This window comes from Arthrobacter sp. Y3223065 (genome assembly GCF_059090885.1).
Map to the genome: position 1 here is coordinate 713035 of NZ_JBNHGC010000002.1, position 14692 is coordinate 727726.

Annotated in this window: 11 protein-coding genes; 7 read left to right on the forward strand and 4 right to left on the reverse strand. The window is 68.7% G+C overall.

The features are described 5' to 3' along the window. Window positions 1–8: 8 nt before the first annotated feature. Genes AC5RUK_RS08290 through AC5RUK_RS08305 form a run of 4 tightly spaced genes read right to left on the reverse strand, consistent with a single transcriptional unit; the run spans window position 9 to window position 4421 of the window. Window positions 9–1034: an AAA family ATPase gene (locus AC5RUK_RS08290; RefSeq protein WP_494107811.1), complete on the reverse strand. Its 1026-nt coding sequence runs from the start codon at window positions 1032–1034 to the stop codon at window positions 9–11. Continuing rightward, window positions 1031–2290 carry a DUF4350 domain-containing protein gene (locus tag AC5RUK_RS08295; protein WP_494151861.1) on the reverse strand — a complete coding sequence of 420 codons (1260 nt, stop codon included), beginning with the start codon at window positions 2288–2290 and terminating at the stop codon, window positions 1031–1033. The genes AC5RUK_RS08290 and AC5RUK_RS08295 overlap by 4 nt, the downstream gene beginning before the upstream one ends. Beyond that, entirely contained in the window at window positions 2287–3000 is a 714-nt protein-coding gene (locus AC5RUK_RS08300) for a DUF4129 domain-containing protein (protein WP_494151862.1), read from the reverse strand. Before AC5RUK_RS08300 ends, AC5RUK_RS08295 begins: the two co-directional genes overlap by 4 nt. Continuing rightward, a complete protein-coding gene (locus tag AC5RUK_RS08305) occupies window positions 2988–4421 on the reverse strand; it encodes a glycerophosphoryl diester phosphodiesterase membrane domain-containing protein (protein WP_494151863.1) in 1434 nt (477 codons plus the stop codon). Before AC5RUK_RS08305 ends, AC5RUK_RS08300 begins: the two co-directional genes overlap by 13 nt. Window positions 4422–4611: 190 nt before the next feature. Here AC5RUK_RS08305 and mtrA point away from each other — a divergent pair, with 190 nt between their 5' ends. The 7 genes from mtrA (at window position 4612) to secA (ending at window position 14689) form a co-directional block, all read left to right on the forward strand. Next, window positions 4612–5289 carry an MtrAB system response regulator MtrA gene (mtrA, locus tag AC5RUK_RS08310; RefSeq protein ID WP_493989146.1) on the forward strand — a complete coding sequence of 226 codons (678 nt, stop codon included), beginning with the start codon at window positions 4612–4614 and terminating at the stop codon, window positions 5287–5289. Continuing rightward, window positions 5290–6984, forward strand: a complete 1695-nt coding sequence (gene mtrB / locus AC5RUK_RS08315; protein ID WP_494151864.1) for an MtrAB system histidine kinase MtrB — start codon at window positions 5290–5292, stop codon at window positions 6982–6984. Then, window positions 6965–8692 (forward strand): LpqB family beta-propeller domain-containing protein, encoded by a 1728-nt coding sequence (locus AC5RUK_RS08320; protein ID WP_494151865.1) that lies wholly within the window; start codon window positions 6965–6967, stop codon window positions 8690–8692. Before mtrB ends, AC5RUK_RS08320 begins: the two co-directional genes overlap by 20 nt. A gap of 108 nt (window positions 8693–8800) precedes the next feature. Beyond that, window positions 8801–9652 carry a ComF family protein gene (locus AC5RUK_RS08325; RefSeq protein WP_494151866.1) on the forward strand — a complete coding sequence of 284 codons (852 nt, stop codon included), beginning with the start codon at window positions 8801–8803 and terminating at the stop codon, window positions 9650–9652. 239 nt (window positions 9653–9891) lie between these two features. Next, the gene (hpf, locus tag AC5RUK_RS08330) at window positions 9892–10614 is read left to right on the forward strand and encodes a ribosome hibernation-promoting factor, HPF/YfiA family (protein WP_493989150.1); all 723 of its coding nucleotides are present in this window, start codon (window positions 9892–9894) and stop codon (window positions 10612–10614) included. A gap of 29 nt (window positions 10615–10643) precedes the next feature. Beyond that, window positions 10644–11894, forward strand: a complete 1251-nt coding sequence (locus tag AC5RUK_RS08335) for a winged helix-turn-helix domain-containing protein (RefSeq protein ID WP_494151867.1) — start codon at window positions 10644–10646, stop codon at window positions 11892–11894. Between the two features lie 44 nt (window positions 11895–11938). Beyond that, the gene (secA, locus tag AC5RUK_RS08340; protein WP_493989152.1) at window positions 11939–14689 is read left to right on the forward strand and encodes a preprotein translocase subunit SecA; all 2751 of its coding nucleotides are present in this window, start codon (window positions 11939–11941) and stop codon (window positions 14687–14689) included. Window positions 14690–14692: the final 3 nt, after the last annotated feature.

Here is a 14692-nt window from a genome sequence, read left to right on the forward strand (position 1 = left end):
GGCGTCACTCAGCGGGGGACCGGCACAGTGGCGAGGATGCTCTGCAGCACGTCGTCGGCCTGCACGCCGTCCATTTCGGCCTCCGGCCGCAGGCCCACCCGGTGCCGCAGCGCCGGCAGGGCCATCGCCTTGACGTCGTCCGGCGTGACAAAACCGCGGCCGTTCAGCCACGCCCACGCGCGGGAGGTGTTGAGCAGGGCGGTGGCGCCGCGAGGCGAAACGCCCAGCTGGAACGAAGGCGCCGAGCGCGTGGCCCGGACCAGGTCCACAATGTAGCCGACCACCTCCGGCGCGATCGCCACCCGGGCCACGGCGGCCCGGGCCTGCACCAGGTCCCCGGCGGAGGCGGCGGCCCGCACCCCGGCGCCGCGCAGGTCGCGCGGGTCGAAGCCCTGGCTGTGGCGGCGGATGATTTCGATTTCCGCGTCCCGGTCGGGCAGGTGCATGGTGAGCTTCAGCAGGAAGCGGTCCAACTGGGCTTCCGGCAGCGGGTAGGTGCCCTCGTATTCCACCGGGTTCTGCGTGGCCGCCACGATGAACGGCTCGGGCAGCTTCCGCGACATGCCGTCGACCGACACCTGGCGTTCTTCCATCGCTTCCAGCAGCGAGGCCTGCGTCTTCGGCGGCGTCCGGTTGATTTCGTCGGCCAGGAGGATGTTCGTGAACACCGGGCCCTCACGGAAGCGGAATTCGGCGGTGTGGGTGTCGTAAATCATGGAGCCGGTGACATCGCCGGGCATCAGGTCCGGGGTGAACTGGATCCGCTTGGTATCCAGGCTCAGTGCGGCGGAGAGCGAGCGGACCAGCAGCGTCTTGGCGACGCCGGGCACTCCCTCCAGCAGCACATGCCCGTGCGACAGCAGGGCGATCAGCATCCCGGTGACGGTGGCATCCTGGCCCACCACTGCTTTCGCCACCTCGCTGCGGACGTCGTGCAGCGTCTGGCGCAGGCGGTCGTCGTCGGCAGGCGGCGTGGCGACGGCCGGGCCCCCGCCGTAGTGGGATGCCTGCTGCTGTCCTGGCTGATCGCTCATCGGTGCATTATCTCTTTCTCTAGCTGCTGCAGTTCTTGTGCCCAGGCCGCCAACCGGGCTTCGGTGCCGGGTGCCTCATGGCGCAGGAGGCGCTCCACGTCCGCCCGCGGGCGGCTGCTGTCCCGGGCTACCGCATCGACGACGTCGGCGCTGGCGGCTCCTGCGGGCAGCCGCAGGTGGGCGGCGAGCCGGGTCAGGGTGGCGGCGCGCAGGTTGTCGGCGGCGTGGTTCACGGCCTTGGCGCTCTGGTAAAGCCGGGCACGGCCCTCGATCGTCTCGGCCGAGCGGACCACCACCGGCAACGGCTCGGACACCAGCGGTCCGAGCCGGCGTCCGCGCCAGAACATCGCGGCGACGCCGACCCCCATGAGCCACAGGGACACCGGGAGCACCCAGCGGGGCAGCAGGTTCAGGGGGTTGACCGCTTCGTCGGACACCGGAAGGTCCTCCAGTCCCGCCCGGTACCACACCAGCCGCTCGGTGGCTCCCAGAGTGTGCAGTGCCAGCGCGGCGTTGCCGGCGCGGACAACGCCTTCGTTGCTGAGCACGTGTCCGGCGCCGAGCACGATGGTGCCGCCGTCGTCGGACACCACGAAGGGGGCCGCGTCTTCGGCGGGTGTCTCGAAGGCGAAGCACAGTTCGCCGCCGCCGCGGTAGGACAAGCCGCCGCGGGTGATTTCGCCGGCTGCGGCAGGGCCCGGCACGCCGCATGCCGCCGTGAGGTTGCCACCGTCGGCAGGGACGACGCCGGCGGCCCGGACGCCGGGGGCAAGTGCCCGCAGCGCCTCGAAGCCGGGCTCGAGCAGCACGATGCGGGCAGCCTGCTCCTTCAGGGGTTCCAGCTGGCCGGTGGTCAGGTAGCCGTCCGGGTCGTGGACCAGCAAGGCGGTGTCGCCTGCCTTCAGCTGGTCCCGGGTTTCCTGCAGCGAATTCGTCGCGGTCACCTGCACGCCCTGCTGACGGAGCACTTCGGCCACGGCCTTGGCCCCGTTGGGCGCGGCGTTGCCGGGGGAGAGGTCGGCGCGGTCGGCGGCCGGGCCGCGGAGCAGCTCCAGCGCTACCACCCCGCACAGCAGCACCAGCAACAGGAGCCAGAAGCTCCACCGGCGCAGCCGGTTGCGCAGCGTGGACAGCACCGAGCCGCCGTCGCCGATGGTCTCCGGCAGGGATCCGGGCGCGCCGCCGGTTCCGGTGGCGCCTCCGGCGAAGCCGCCGGGTGCTGCAACCGCCTGATCCGCGGCGCCGGCGCGGCTCATCGCGGAACCGTTAGCGGCGCCGGGCTGCTGCCGCCCGGGTGCGGCGTCGCCACGGCCAGGGCATCGTCCAGGGCTGCCAGCCGGTCGACGTCCTCACGGGTTGCCGGCACCTTGCCGTACCGCACGGAGTCGAACCGGGTGGCGGCATCACGCAGCCGCCCGGCCTCGGTGCTGAACGCGGTGGCGATGCCGGCGGCAGCTTCGTCGGCGGTGCGGCCCGGCTGGGGGTCCAAAACCACCCGCTCTTCCATCGATCGCACCAGCGCGCGGAACCGCTCGGTCAGCGCCGAGTCCCAGTCGCCTTCGGCCGCGGCCGCCCGCGAGTTCCGGCGGTGCTCGTCGGCTGTGAGCGGGACGGCGCCGTCGAACATCTCTGCCGCCGCGCGGCGGCGGGAGTTGCGCCGGGGTTTGACCAGCCACACGGCCGCGCCGATCAGCAGCAGGGCAGCCAGGACCAGGACCAGCGTGCCGAGATTGGGGGTGAAGCCATTGAGTTGGGCGATCAGCTCCGCCAGCCAGTCGAGGATAGCCTGCAGCACCGATTCCAAGACTCCGGGGCGGGCATCCTGGTACTCCTCCTTGGCCAGTTCACGGACCAGCAGTTCACGCGCCTCTTCCGGTCCCGGTTCCACCGGGACGTCGAAGGGGACAGCTGCGAAGCCCGGTGCCACCGGCGCCACGCCCATGGGGACCACGATCACGTGGTCCATGGACCGGATGGCCCGGGAACCGCGGGGCCGGGCGCGGCGCCGGTGCCGAGTCCCGGGATGGTCCGGGTGTCCTGGCCGCCGGAGGCTTCATGCTCGCGCAACAGCACCACGTCGAACCCTTCGCGGCGGATCCGCAGGTCTATATAGACCAGGGCGATCACGGCCGCTTGGAAGGCATAGCCGATGGCCGAGAAGATGGACGACAGCAGCATCGATACCAGCGTGAGCGGCCCCATGGTCGCCAGCATGCTCTCGGCCGACGTCGGATCGCCGAGCAGGGGACCGGCGAGTCCCACGATGAACGAAATCGGCATGCTGACCACGGAGGTGATCACCGTGACGATGATGGTGCACAGGAGGATGATGCCGAAGGTCCGCCACCAGCTGCGGTCGGTCAGCTGCCACGACCGGGCGAGCGCCCGGAAGAGCGGTGCGCGTTCCATGATGATGACCGCGGGCGCCAGCATCAGCTTGATGCCGATCCAGACGGACACCGCCGTCAGCCCGAGGATGATCAGCACGATGATCCAGGCCGAGGACACGCCGAGCTGGTCGGCCAGGAAGAAGGAGCCGGCGATGATCGCGACCAGCGCGGCAGCAGTGAGCGCCAGATAGAGCAGGGCCAGGCCGACCAGTGCGCCGATCCGGCCCTTCGCGAGCGCGAACATCAGGCCAAAGCCGGTTTTCTGGTTGACCGCGGCCCGGGCCGTGGGAATAGCAAGGATGCCCTGCAGGACCAGGATCCCCACCCCGGACAGCAGGCCCAGCACCAGGGAAGAGATGATGATGGACAGGCCGAAGGCCACCGCGGATTCGTCCGTGAGTTCCTCGTTCGCCATGACCTGCAGGCCGCCGAAGGCGGAGATGATCAGTCCGCCGACCAGCCAGGCCAGCGCGCTGACCACTACTTGGAGCAGCACCGCCGTCCCGAAGACCGCCGCGGCGTTCTTGCGGGCAGCCTGGAAAGCGCCGTCGAGGATCTCGCCGACGCGGAGCGGACGCAGCGGGATGACGCCCGGTTTCGGCGGAGCAACGTAGCCGCGGTAGGGGCCCGGGCCGGCCGGGGCCGGCCAACCGCCGCCTGGCTGGCCCGTCCAGGCAGGCTGCCCGGGCCAGCCTCCCGGCTGCTGCCCGCCGGGCCCGGGCTGTCCCCACTGCGGCTGCGGGTTCCACACGGGCGGGGCGGGCGGAGGCTGCTGGCCCCACCCTGACTGGGCGGTCGGAGGCTGCTGGCCCGGCGGCGCCCACGCGGGTTGCGGCGCGCCGGGCGCGGGCTGTCCCCACACCGGCTGCTGTCCCCACGCCGGCTGGCCCGGCGCCTGGCCGTTGGAGCCGGCGGCGGAGTTGGAGCCGGGGCCGCCGGGGCCCTGGCCTTGCGGATCCCTGCTGTCGTGCCCGGCGTCATTGGCCCCGTGGCTCATCGCGTCCCGTCTTCCTCGTCTCGTGTCGCCGACGGCCGGAGGCCTTCGGTGAAGTGTTAGCCTCTCATCAGCCTATAGTTTCGGTCCGCCAGTTCCTATCATTCCCGTGGGCCCGGCCGTGGGCGCGCTGTCGGTGTGCCCTGTGCGTCGTTACGCCGGGGATGAGGTGAATAGGGAACAATAGGGAGATATGAAGGCACGCATTCTGGTCGTAGACGACGACGAGGCCCTGGCCGAGATGATCGGCATCGTGCTGCGCAACGACGGATTCGATCCGGTGTTCTGCGCGGACGGCGCCCAGGCTCTCGAGGTCTTCCGCAGCAGCAAGCCGGACCTGGTGCTGCTCGACCTGATGCTCCCGGGGCTGGACGGGATTGAGGTCTGCCGCCAGATCCGGGGCGAATCGGACGTTCCCATTGTCATGCTGACAGCCAAGTCGGACACCTCCGACGTGGTCCGGGGCCTGGAATCGGGTGCCGACGACTATGTGCCCAAGCCGTTCAAGCCGGCAGAACTCGTGGCCCGGGTGCGCGCCCGCCTGCGTCCGGGAGACCAGCGGGCACCGGAGACCCTGCGGATCGCCGACGTGGTGATCGATGTTGCCGGGCATGTGGTCCACCGCGGGGACGAGAAGATCTCGCTCACCCCGCTGGAATTCGACTTGCTGGTGGCCCTGGCCCGGAAACCCTGGCAGGTCTTCACCCGCGAATTGCTGCTGGAGCAGGTCTGGGGCTACCGCCACGCCGCAGACACCCGACTGGTCAACGTCCACGTCCAGCGGCTGCGCTCCAAGATCGAACGCGATCCGGAAGCCCCCGAAGTGGTGCTCACGGTACGCGGGGTCGGTTACAAGGCCGGCCAAGGGTAAGTGGAGCCGGTTCTCAGCCGGTGGACAGCCAAGCTGAAGGCGGCAGCTGAGGCCGCTTGGCATGCCACGCAGCGGGCCCGCGAGTTCCTGAACCGGAAATGGCGGCGGTCGCTGCAGTTCCGCACGGTGACGGCCGCCGTGCTGCTCACCGCCTTCGCCTTTATGGGCGTCGGCGCTTTCCTTTCCAGCCAGATAGCCTCCGGGCTCTACCAGGAGCGGGTGAACCAGGCGGAGGCCGAGTCCCGGCGCGGGCTTTCCCAGGTCAAGACGATCTTCGAGAGTTCATCTGCCAGCGACCGTTCGACCGTCTCCAGCATGGTGGCGGACACGCTGAAACTGCTGGAAGGCACCGGCGCCGAAGCGCCGCGCTACTACCTGCTGACGCCGCTGCCGGGCGGCCAGAACCTCTACGTGTTCAGCCAGTCGAACACCTCCATCACCGCCAACATCATTCCGGAAGGGCTGGCCCAGGAAGTCGCCACCGGCACCGGGCAGTACCGCCAGGCGCTCGCCCTGCCGGTGGGCGACAGCGATGTCCCCGCGATCGGATTCGGCACCAAGGTGTCGCTGCCACCGGGCAATTCCTATGCCCTGTACCTGATCTACGACCTCTCCTCCGTGCAGCAGACCCTGGACTTTATCCACCGGGTGCTCTGGATCGGCGGCGGGTTGCTGCTGGTCCTGGTCGGCGGCATCGTGTGGCTGCTGACCCGCGCCGTGGTGCACCCGGTGAGCCAGGCGGCGATCGCGTCGGAGAAGCTGGCGGCAGGACAACTGCAGGAACGGCTGGAAGTCCGGGGCGAAGACGAACTCGCCCGGCTGGGCGCCTCCTTCAACCACATGGCAAACAGCCTGCAGGAGCAAATCACGCAGTTGGCCGCGCTGTCCGAAATGCAGCAGCGGTTCGTCTCCGATGTGTCGCACGAACTGCGGACGCCGCTGACCACGGTCCGAATGGCCGCTGAAGTGCTGTACGAATCGCGCCGGGACTTCGATCCGATCAACGCCCGCTCCACGGAACTGCTGTACAACCAGGTAGAGCGTTTCCAGGCGCTGCTGGCCGACCTCCTGGAAATCTCCCGCTTCGACGCCGGTGCTGCCGCGCTGGACGCGGAGGCGACCGATTTGGTGGAGATCGCCCGCACCGCGCTCGACGCCGCCCAGCCGTTGGCGGACAACAGCGGGTCGGAACTGCGCCTGATCGCCCACGAGCCGCGCTGCATCGCGGACATGGACCGCCGCAGAATCGAGCGCATCCTGCGCAACCTGATTGTCAATGCGCTGGAACACGGCGAAGGCAAACCGGTGGAAGTCACGGTCGGGGCAACCGACGACGCCGTGGCCGTCTCGGTCCGGGACTACGGCATTGGGATGACCCCCATGGAAGCCTCCAGGGTGTTTGACCGCTTCTGGCGCGCCGACCCGGCCCGGGCGCGGACCACCGGCGGCAGCGGCCTGGGGCTGTCGATTTCCACCGAGGATGCCCGCCTCCACGGCGGTTGGCTGCAGGCGTGGGGGGAGCCGGGTAACGGTGCCTGCTTCCGGCTCACGCTGCCGCGGCACAGCGGCGGCACGCTCACGCATTCGCCGCTGCCGCTGCCACCGGCCGGTGCCTCGGCGTGGCACGGGCAGTTGGTGGCCGAGAACGTACTCCTCGAACAACAGGAGGAAAACGGTGTTCCGGATCCCAGCTGACCCTGCCCGCCTCACCCGGCTGCGCGCCGTCGTCGTCATGCTCTGTGCCATGCTGGCGCTGGTCTCCTGTTCCTCCATCCCGATGTCGGGGCCGGTGGGCACGGTCCAGGCCGATTCAGGCGAAACCGGGGGGACCGGCTACACCTTCAACCCGCCGGGGCCGTCGCCGGGGGACACCCCGCAGCAGATCGTCGCCGGCTTCATCCAGGCGGGCACGGCCACGCAGGACGATTACCGGATCGCGCGCGAATTCCTGGCTCCGGACCTGGCCGGCGAATGGCAGCCGGTGCAGCGGACGCTGGTGTACCGGAACGTCGTGAGGATTGTCGGATCGCCGTCCGAAACCGAATTCGTTCTGCAGGTGGAGGTCGATACCACGATCAACGAAGCGGGCGTCCGGACCCAGGCCGAGGAAGGGGCCACCGAATCGCTGCCGGTGGAACTGACCCAAGTGGACGGTGAATGGCGGATTTCCAGCGTTCCGGACGGAACCATGGTCTCCACGGTGGACTTCCGCAGCTTGTTTTCTCCGTTCAACCTGTACTACTACGATCCGACGTACACCTATGCCGTGCCGGACGTCCGCTGGTTCGCCAACCGGCAGGGCATTTCCGCGGCCATCGTGGCCGCCATGCTGGAGGGGCCGGCACCGTACCTGGCCGGCGCCGTGATCAGTGCCTTCCCGGAAGGGTCGCAGCTGGTGCGCCGGGCCGTACCGATTGAATCGGGTGCTGCCAGCGTGGACCTGTCGGCCGAAGTCCTGACGGGCACCACGTTCCTGCGCCGGCAGCAGATGCAACAGCAGCTGGAGCTGACGTTGGGAGGGCTCAATACTGTCTCCACCGTCCAGATGACGGTGGACCAGCGGGAAGTGGACCTGGGCAATTCGCCCGATCCCCAGTTCCAAGCCGCGGTGACGGACCCCGCGGTCGGCGATGTGCAGATCGGGGTCCTGGACGAGGAGCTGGTGTTTTACGAGGGATCGCGGCCGGTCAGGCCGGAGGACCTGCCGTCCGTTGACCGGCTGCGGCCGCGCGAACCGGCGATGTCGCTGGACCAGGAACGCTTTGCTTTCCTGACCGCCGAGCGCGACCGGATGTTCGTGATCGGCGGTGACCGCCGCGCGGTGGAGGCGGCATCCGGGAGCAACCTCACCGGACCCAGCGTCGATCCCTTCGGCTGGGCCTGGACGGCGGCCGGAGACGGCGGCGGGAAAGTCTCGGCGGTTTCCATCGAAAAGCCGGATGAAGCGGTCGCGGTCAGCGCCCAATGGCTGACGGAGCGGACCGTGACCGAGCTGCAGATTTCCCGTGAAGGCTCCAGGGCGCTCATCACCACCCGCGAAGGCGAGAGCACCTCGGTCTATATTGCCGGCGTCGTCCGCGACCAGGACGGCAGGCCGCGGGGCATCACCACGCCCAAGCGGCTGAACCCCTCGGTGCCGGTGGACTCCGGCGTCTGGGCCGACGAAGACACCGTCGTCGTCATGCAGGCCTCGCCCGAAGAAGCGGTGACCGCGGAGGTGCTGAACCTGGACGGCAGCACGCTGCGGACCGCGCCCCTGCAGGGGATGGTGGAGATCAGCGCCGGCAACGGCGACCAGGATGTGTACGCCCAGACCAACGAGATGCTCTACATCCGCGTGGGCAACAGCTGGGCCCCGCAACGCAATTCGCCGCTGGTCATCGATCCGTCCTTCCCGGGGTAGCCCTGCCTCCACAGCCGCCGCAGCGCGGGCCGTCTCCACATCCGGTGGCTGTGTCACCCCCGGCGGGTTGGGGCGCGGCCATGCTGGAGGCATGGCAGGGACCCGCTCATGAGGGCGACGGCGGACGTGGGCGCCGGGCTGGACAGGCTGTATTTCAGCCGGGCAGCCCAGGCCCTGCGGATCTGGTCCGGGCAGTTCGGGCGGCTGCTGCTGCCGACCGACTGCGTGGCCTGCGGTGCGCCGGATTACGTCCTGTGCGCCGCCTGCCGGCAGCGGCTGCGGCGGGCGACGGTGCGCCCGATCGCCGTGGAGCAGGACGCCGACTCCTTGCCGCTGGACGAGGCCGGCCGGCCGCTGCCGGTGACCGCCGGGGGACCCTACCGGCGGGAACTGTCCCAGGCCGTGCTGGCGTTCAAGAACCACGGCCGGACCGAGCTGGCGCCGGTGCTGGCCGTCGTGCTGGCCGGAGCCTTGGACGCGGCCGCGGCACGGGCCGGCCGGCCCGCCGCAGCGGTGCTGGTCCCGGTTCCCCCGCGCGGCAGCTCCCGCCGGCGCCGCGGCTACGATCCGCTCCAACTGCTGTTGTCCCGCCTGGCGCGGCAAGGCCTGCTGCCGGCCGGTCTGCAGTTGCTGCCCGCCGTCCGCCAGGTGGACCCGGTGCCTCGGCTGCGGCGGCCGGGTTCCCCGGGCGGGCAGAAGGCGCTGGGCCGGTCGGCCCGGCAACGGAACGTTGCCGGGAGCATGGCCGTGCCGCCGGGATACGCACGCTTGATCGCCGGGAGGTGCTGCCTCCTGGTGGACGATGTGCTCACCACCGGGGCCACGATGGGTGAGCTGGCCCGGGCGCTGCGTGCCGCCGGCGGACTTCCCCTGGGCGGAGCGGTGTTGGCAGCCGCCTCGGCTCCGGCCGGGCCCGCCGGCGGATATGCGGGCGGGGAGGCCGGACCCCGACCCGCATGAGCGCCGCGGTGTGGCGCCCGGTGTAACGATTACGCGCCGACCCGTGCACCGGCCGTCGGAGTGCCCCAAGGCATCGTCGGGAAATGTTGTAGATATTCGTGGGTAAAGGGTGAATAAAAAGTGTCAGTGATCTAACGTGAGGTATGGGCTCCCGCGAGGGAGGCAACCCGTCTTCAGCGGCTGAAAGGAGTTTCACTTTCGGTCGCTGTTGTGTCATCTAGGCAATTATGGAGGGCACCATGGAATTCAACATCAACGGCCGCAACCTGTCCGTTTCGGACCGGTTCCGCGAGTACGCTGAGGAGAAGATCTCCAAGATCGAGCAGCTGGGCGACAAGGTCCAGAGGCTTGATGCCAAAGTCACCAAAGAGGCCAATGCCCGCAATGCCGAAAGCTCGATGACCGTCGAGCTCACCGTGCTCGGACGGGGCAGCGTGGTCCGCGCAGAGGCCAAGGCCGCGGACAAGTTTGCAGCTTTCGACATTGCCTATAACAAGCTTTTGGAGCGCCTGCGCCGCGCCCGGGACCGCCGCAAGGTCCACCACGGCCGCCACACCCCGACCGCCGTCCACCAGGCTACCGCCACGCTGGAACCGGCCAGCACCGACGTGCCGCTGCATGAAGAGGCGCTGGCTGCGGCCACTGCCCAGGACCAGGCCGAGGACCGGACCGGCTACGAGATTGACAATGACGTTCCCGCCGGAGACTCGCCGGTGCTGATCCGCCGCAAGGTCTTCCCGGCCGCGGCCATGACCCTCGACGATGCCGTGGACAACATGGAACTGGTGGGACACGACTTCTACCTGTTCATCGACAAGGCGACGAACGCTCCCAGCGTCGTGTACCGCCGTCGCGGCTGGACGTACGGCGTGATTACCCTCGATGCCGACTGCAGCGCCGAAGAAGCCGAGGCGCGCGAAGAGGTGCTGGCCTACCGCTCGTCGGCGGGCGCGAAGGCCTGACTGCCGCCGCGGCTGCCTAATATGAAGGCATGACAGCCCGCATCACTCCGGCCCAGGCCCGCCGCATCGCGCTGGCGGCGCAGGGACTGGTTCAGGAACGGCCCACCGGCCTTGTCACGGCAAGGCAGGTGGGCCGGACCTTTGACCGGCTGCGGCTGCTGCAGATTGACTCCGTGAACGTGCTGGTGCGCTCGCATTACCTGCCGTTTTTCTCCAGGCTCGGCGGCTACGACGTGGACATCCTCCACCGGTTCGCGGGAAAACCGCCGCGCCGCATGATGGAGTACTGGGCGCACGAAGCCAGCTATATCAAGCCGCAGGATTTCGCCGACCTCCGCCAGTGGCAGCGGCGCCGATGGGTTGGCGCGACCGGAATGGACCCGGACCTCGTCCGGGACCTGACCGCGAAGATCCTGGACACCCTTGCCTCCTCGCGCGGCCTGACCGCCCGGGCGGTCGCCGCCCGAATCGGCCATGACGCGCACCAGCCGAAGACTGACTGGGGCTGGAACTGGAACGCCGTCAAGCGGGTGCTGGAGGACCTCTTCGAACAGGGGCTGGTCAGCGCCGCCGCGCGCACTCCGCAGTTCGAACGGCTCTACACCCTGACCGAAAGGGTGCTGCCCGCCCCGCACGACGCACAGCACCGGCCCGATCCGGAGCAGGCGATGCTGAGGCTGATCGAGGCCGCAGCGCTGGCTCACGGCATCGGGACGATTAAGTGCTTCGCCGACTACTTCCGGGTGCCCGCGCGGGCCGCGGCCGGGGCGGTGCGGACGCTGCAGGCGGCCGGAAAGCTGGAAGCGGTGCAGGTGGACGGCTGGAGGGGAGACGTGTACCTGCACGCCGAGGCAGCCCGGCCGCGCCGGGCCACCGGCAGGGCGCTGCTGAGCCCCTTCGACTCGTTGGTGTTCGAACGCCAGCGGGTGGAGCGCCTGTTCGGCTTTCGCTACCGGATCGAAATCTATACGCCGGCGCCGAAGCGGACCTACGGCTACTACGTCCTGCCGTTCTTGCTGGGGGACCGGCTGTGCGCCCGGGTGGACTTGAAAGCGGACCGGGCCTCGGGCAGGCTCGTGGTCCGGGCCGCGCACGCCGAGGCCGACGCTCCGCCCGGAACCGCTGCGGAGCTGGCAGCCGAGCTCGCCATGATGGCCCAATGGCTGGCGCTGGACGCCGTCGTCGTCGAGGAGAGGGGTGATTTGGCCGCCGCCCTGGCCCGTGAGGCAGCGAAACAGCCGGCGGGAACCAAAACGGTGCGGGACTCGTCTCTCACGTAGACTGAACAAGCCAGATTTCTGCGCAACTGACTGGGAGCAATGTAGTGCCAACGATTCTCGAGCGTGTGCTTCGTACCGGCGACAAGAAGACGCTGAAGAGGCTGCGCGGCTACGCCGATGCGATCAACGTCCTGGAAGAGGACTTCAAGTCCCTCACGGATGCCGAGTTGCGCGGGGAAACCGACACGCTGAAGCAGCGCTACCAGGACGGCGAGCTGCTGGACGACCTGCTCCCCGAAGCCTTCGCAGCTGTCCGCGAAGCCGCCAGCCGCACGCTCGGCCTGCGCCACTTCGACGTCCAGCTGATGGGCGGCGCAGCACTGCACATGGGCAACATCGCGGAGATGAAGACCGGTGAAGGCAAGACACTGGTGGCCACAGCGCCGGCTTACCTGAACGCGCTCACCGGCAAGGGCGTCCACGTGGTGACGGTCAACGATTACCTGGCCGAGTACCAGTCCGACCTGATGGGCCGCGTCTACCGCTTCCTGGGCCTGACCAGCGGTTGCATCCTTTCGAACCAGAACCCGGCGACGCGCCGCGAACAGTACGCGGCGGACATCACCTACGGCACGAACAACGAATTCGGCTTTGACTACCTGCGCGACAACATGGCCTGGAGCCGTGATGAACTGGTGCAGCGCGGACACCACTTCGCGATCGTGGACGAAGTCGACTCGATCCTGATCGACGAGGCCCGTACCCCGCTGATCATCTCCGGCCAGGCCTCCGGCGACGTGAACCGCTGGTACACCGAATTCGCGCGCGTCGTGATGCGGCTGAAGGACACCGAGGACTACGAGGTCGACGAGAAGAAGCGCACCGTCGGCGTGCTGGAGTCGGGCATCGAAAAGGTCGAGGACTACCTCGGCATCGACAACCTGTATGAATCGGCGAATACGCCGCTGATCGGGTTCCTGAACAACGCCATCAAGGCCAAGGAGCTGTTCAAGCGGGACAAGGACTACGTGGTGCTCAAGGGCGAGGTGCTCATCGTCGACGAGCACACCGGCCGTATCCTGGCCGGCCGGCGCTACAACGAAGGCATGCACCAGGCGATCGAGGCCAAAGAGGGCGTCGAGATCAAGGCCGAGAACCAGACGCTGGCCACGGTGACCCTGCAGAACTACTTCCGCCTCTACGGCAAGCTGTCGGGCATGACCGGCACCGCCGAAACGGAAGCGGCCGAGTTCATGAGCACCTATAAGCTCGGCGTGGTTCCGATCCCGACGAACAAGCCGATGGCCCGCCTCGACCAGTCGGACCTGATCTACAAGAACGAAGTCGCCAAGTTCGACGCCGTCGTGAAGGACATCGCCGAGCGCCACGAAAAGGGCCAGCCGGTCCTGGTGGGCACCACCAGCGTGGAGAAGAGCGAGTACCTGTCCAAGCAGTTGGCGAAACAGGGCATCCGGCACGAGGTGCTCAACGCCAAGAACCACGCCCGGGAAGCGGCCATCGTCGCGCAGGCAGGGCGCAAGGGTGCCGTCACGGTGGCCACCAACATGGCCGGCCGCGGTACGGACATCATGCTCGGCGGCAACGCCGAGTTCAACGCCGTGGCCGAGTTGGAACGCCGCGGCCTGGACCCCGCCGCGAATCCCGAGGAATACGAGGCTGCCTGGCCCGGCGCCTTGGCGGCGGCCCAGAAAGCCGTGCAGGCGGAGCACGACGAGGTCAAGGAGCTCGGCGGGCTCTACGTGCTGGGTACCGAGCGGCATGAATCGCGGCGCATCGACAACCAGCTCCGCGGCCGCTCCGGCCGGCAGGGCGACCCGGGCGAATCGCGCTTCTACCTCTCCCTGACCGATGACCTGATGCGGCTGTTCAACTCGGGTGCGGCCGAGCGGATCATGAACTCCTCCCGCATGCCCGACGACGTGGCGCTGGAGTCCAAGATGGTTTCCAAGGCCATCCAGAACGCCCAGGCACAGGTCGAGGGCCGCAACGCCGAGCAGCGCAAGAACGTGCTGAAGTACGACGACGTGCTCAACCGGCAGCGCGAGGCAATCTACAACGACCGGCGGCGGATCCTGGAAGGCGACGACCTGCACGAGAAGGTCTCGTTCTTCCTCGAGGACGTGGTGACGGCGATGGTCAACGAAGCCACCATGGAGGGCCATGGCGACGACTGGGACTACGAGCAGCTGTGGACCAACCTCAAGCAGCTTTACCCGATTGAACTGACGATCGACGAGGTGCTGGAGGAAGCCGGCGGGCGCTCGAGAGTCACGGCAGACTTCCTGCGCGCAGAAATTGTCTCCGACGCCAAGGTCGCCTACGCGCAGCGTGAGCAGGCACTCGGCTCCGAGACCATGCGCGAACTGGAACGGCGCGTGGTGCTCTCGGTGATCGGCAGGAAGTGGCAGGAACACCTCTACGAGATGGACTACCTCAAGGAGGGCATCGGCCTGCGGGCCATGGCACAGCGCGATCCGCTGGTCGAATACCAGCGCGAGGGATTCGTGATGTTCCAGGCCATGATGGAGTCCATCCGTGAAGAGAGCATTGGCTATCTCTTCAACCTCGAGGTTCAGGTGCAGCAGCCTGCCGCGGCGACTGTCCCCGGGGTCGCAGATGCCCGGGCGGCGGCGGGGCCGCAGATCACTGCGGCAGGATTGGAAGCTCCGCAGCGCCCGGTTGCCCTGCAGTTCACGGCGCCCAGCGCGTCCGGGGAGGCCGAGACGCGGGTCGAGCGCCAGGCTCCGGCCAAGGCGGCACGCCAGGCTCCGGCCAAGGCGGCAGGTCCCGCCAGGGACAAGCGGCCCGCCAAGAGCGGCAAGCGCCGGAAGTAGTTT

What these genes read in the sequence shown, in the direction of transcription:
- AC5RUK_RS08290 (WP_494107811.1), bottom strand. Translation starts at nt 1,034, where the DNA reads ATGAGCGATCAGCCAGGACAGCAGCAGGCATCCCACTACGGCGGGGGC.
- AC5RUK_RS08295 (WP_494151861.1), bottom strand. Translation starts at nt 2,290, where the DNA reads ATGAGCCGCGCCGGCGCCGCGGATCAGGCGGTTGCAGCACCCGGCGGC.
- AC5RUK_RS08300 (WP_494151862.1), bottom strand. Translation starts at nt 3,000, where the DNA reads ATGGACCACGTGATCGTGGTCCCCATGGGCGTGGCGCCGGTGGCACCG.
- AC5RUK_RS08305 (WP_494151863.1), bottom strand. Translation starts at nt 4,421, where the DNA reads ATGAGCCACGGGGCCAATGACGCCGGGCACGACAGCAGGGATCCGCAA.
- mtrA (WP_493989146.1), top strand. Translation starts at nt 4,612, where the DNA reads ATGAAGGCACGCATTCTGGTCGTAGACGACGACGAGGCCCTGGCCGAG.
- AC5RUK_RS08325 (WP_494151866.1), top strand. Translation starts at nt 8,801, where the DNA reads ATGAGGGCGACGGCGGACGTGGGCGCCGGGCTGGACAGGCTGTATTTC.
- hpf (WP_493989150.1), top strand. Translation starts at nt 9,892, where the DNA reads ATGGAATTCAACATCAACGGCCGCAACCTGTCCGTTTCGGACCGGTTC.
- AC5RUK_RS08335 (WP_494151867.1), top strand. Translation starts at nt 10,644, where the DNA reads ATGACAGCCCGCATCACTCCGGCCCAGGCCCGCCGCATCGCGCTGGCG.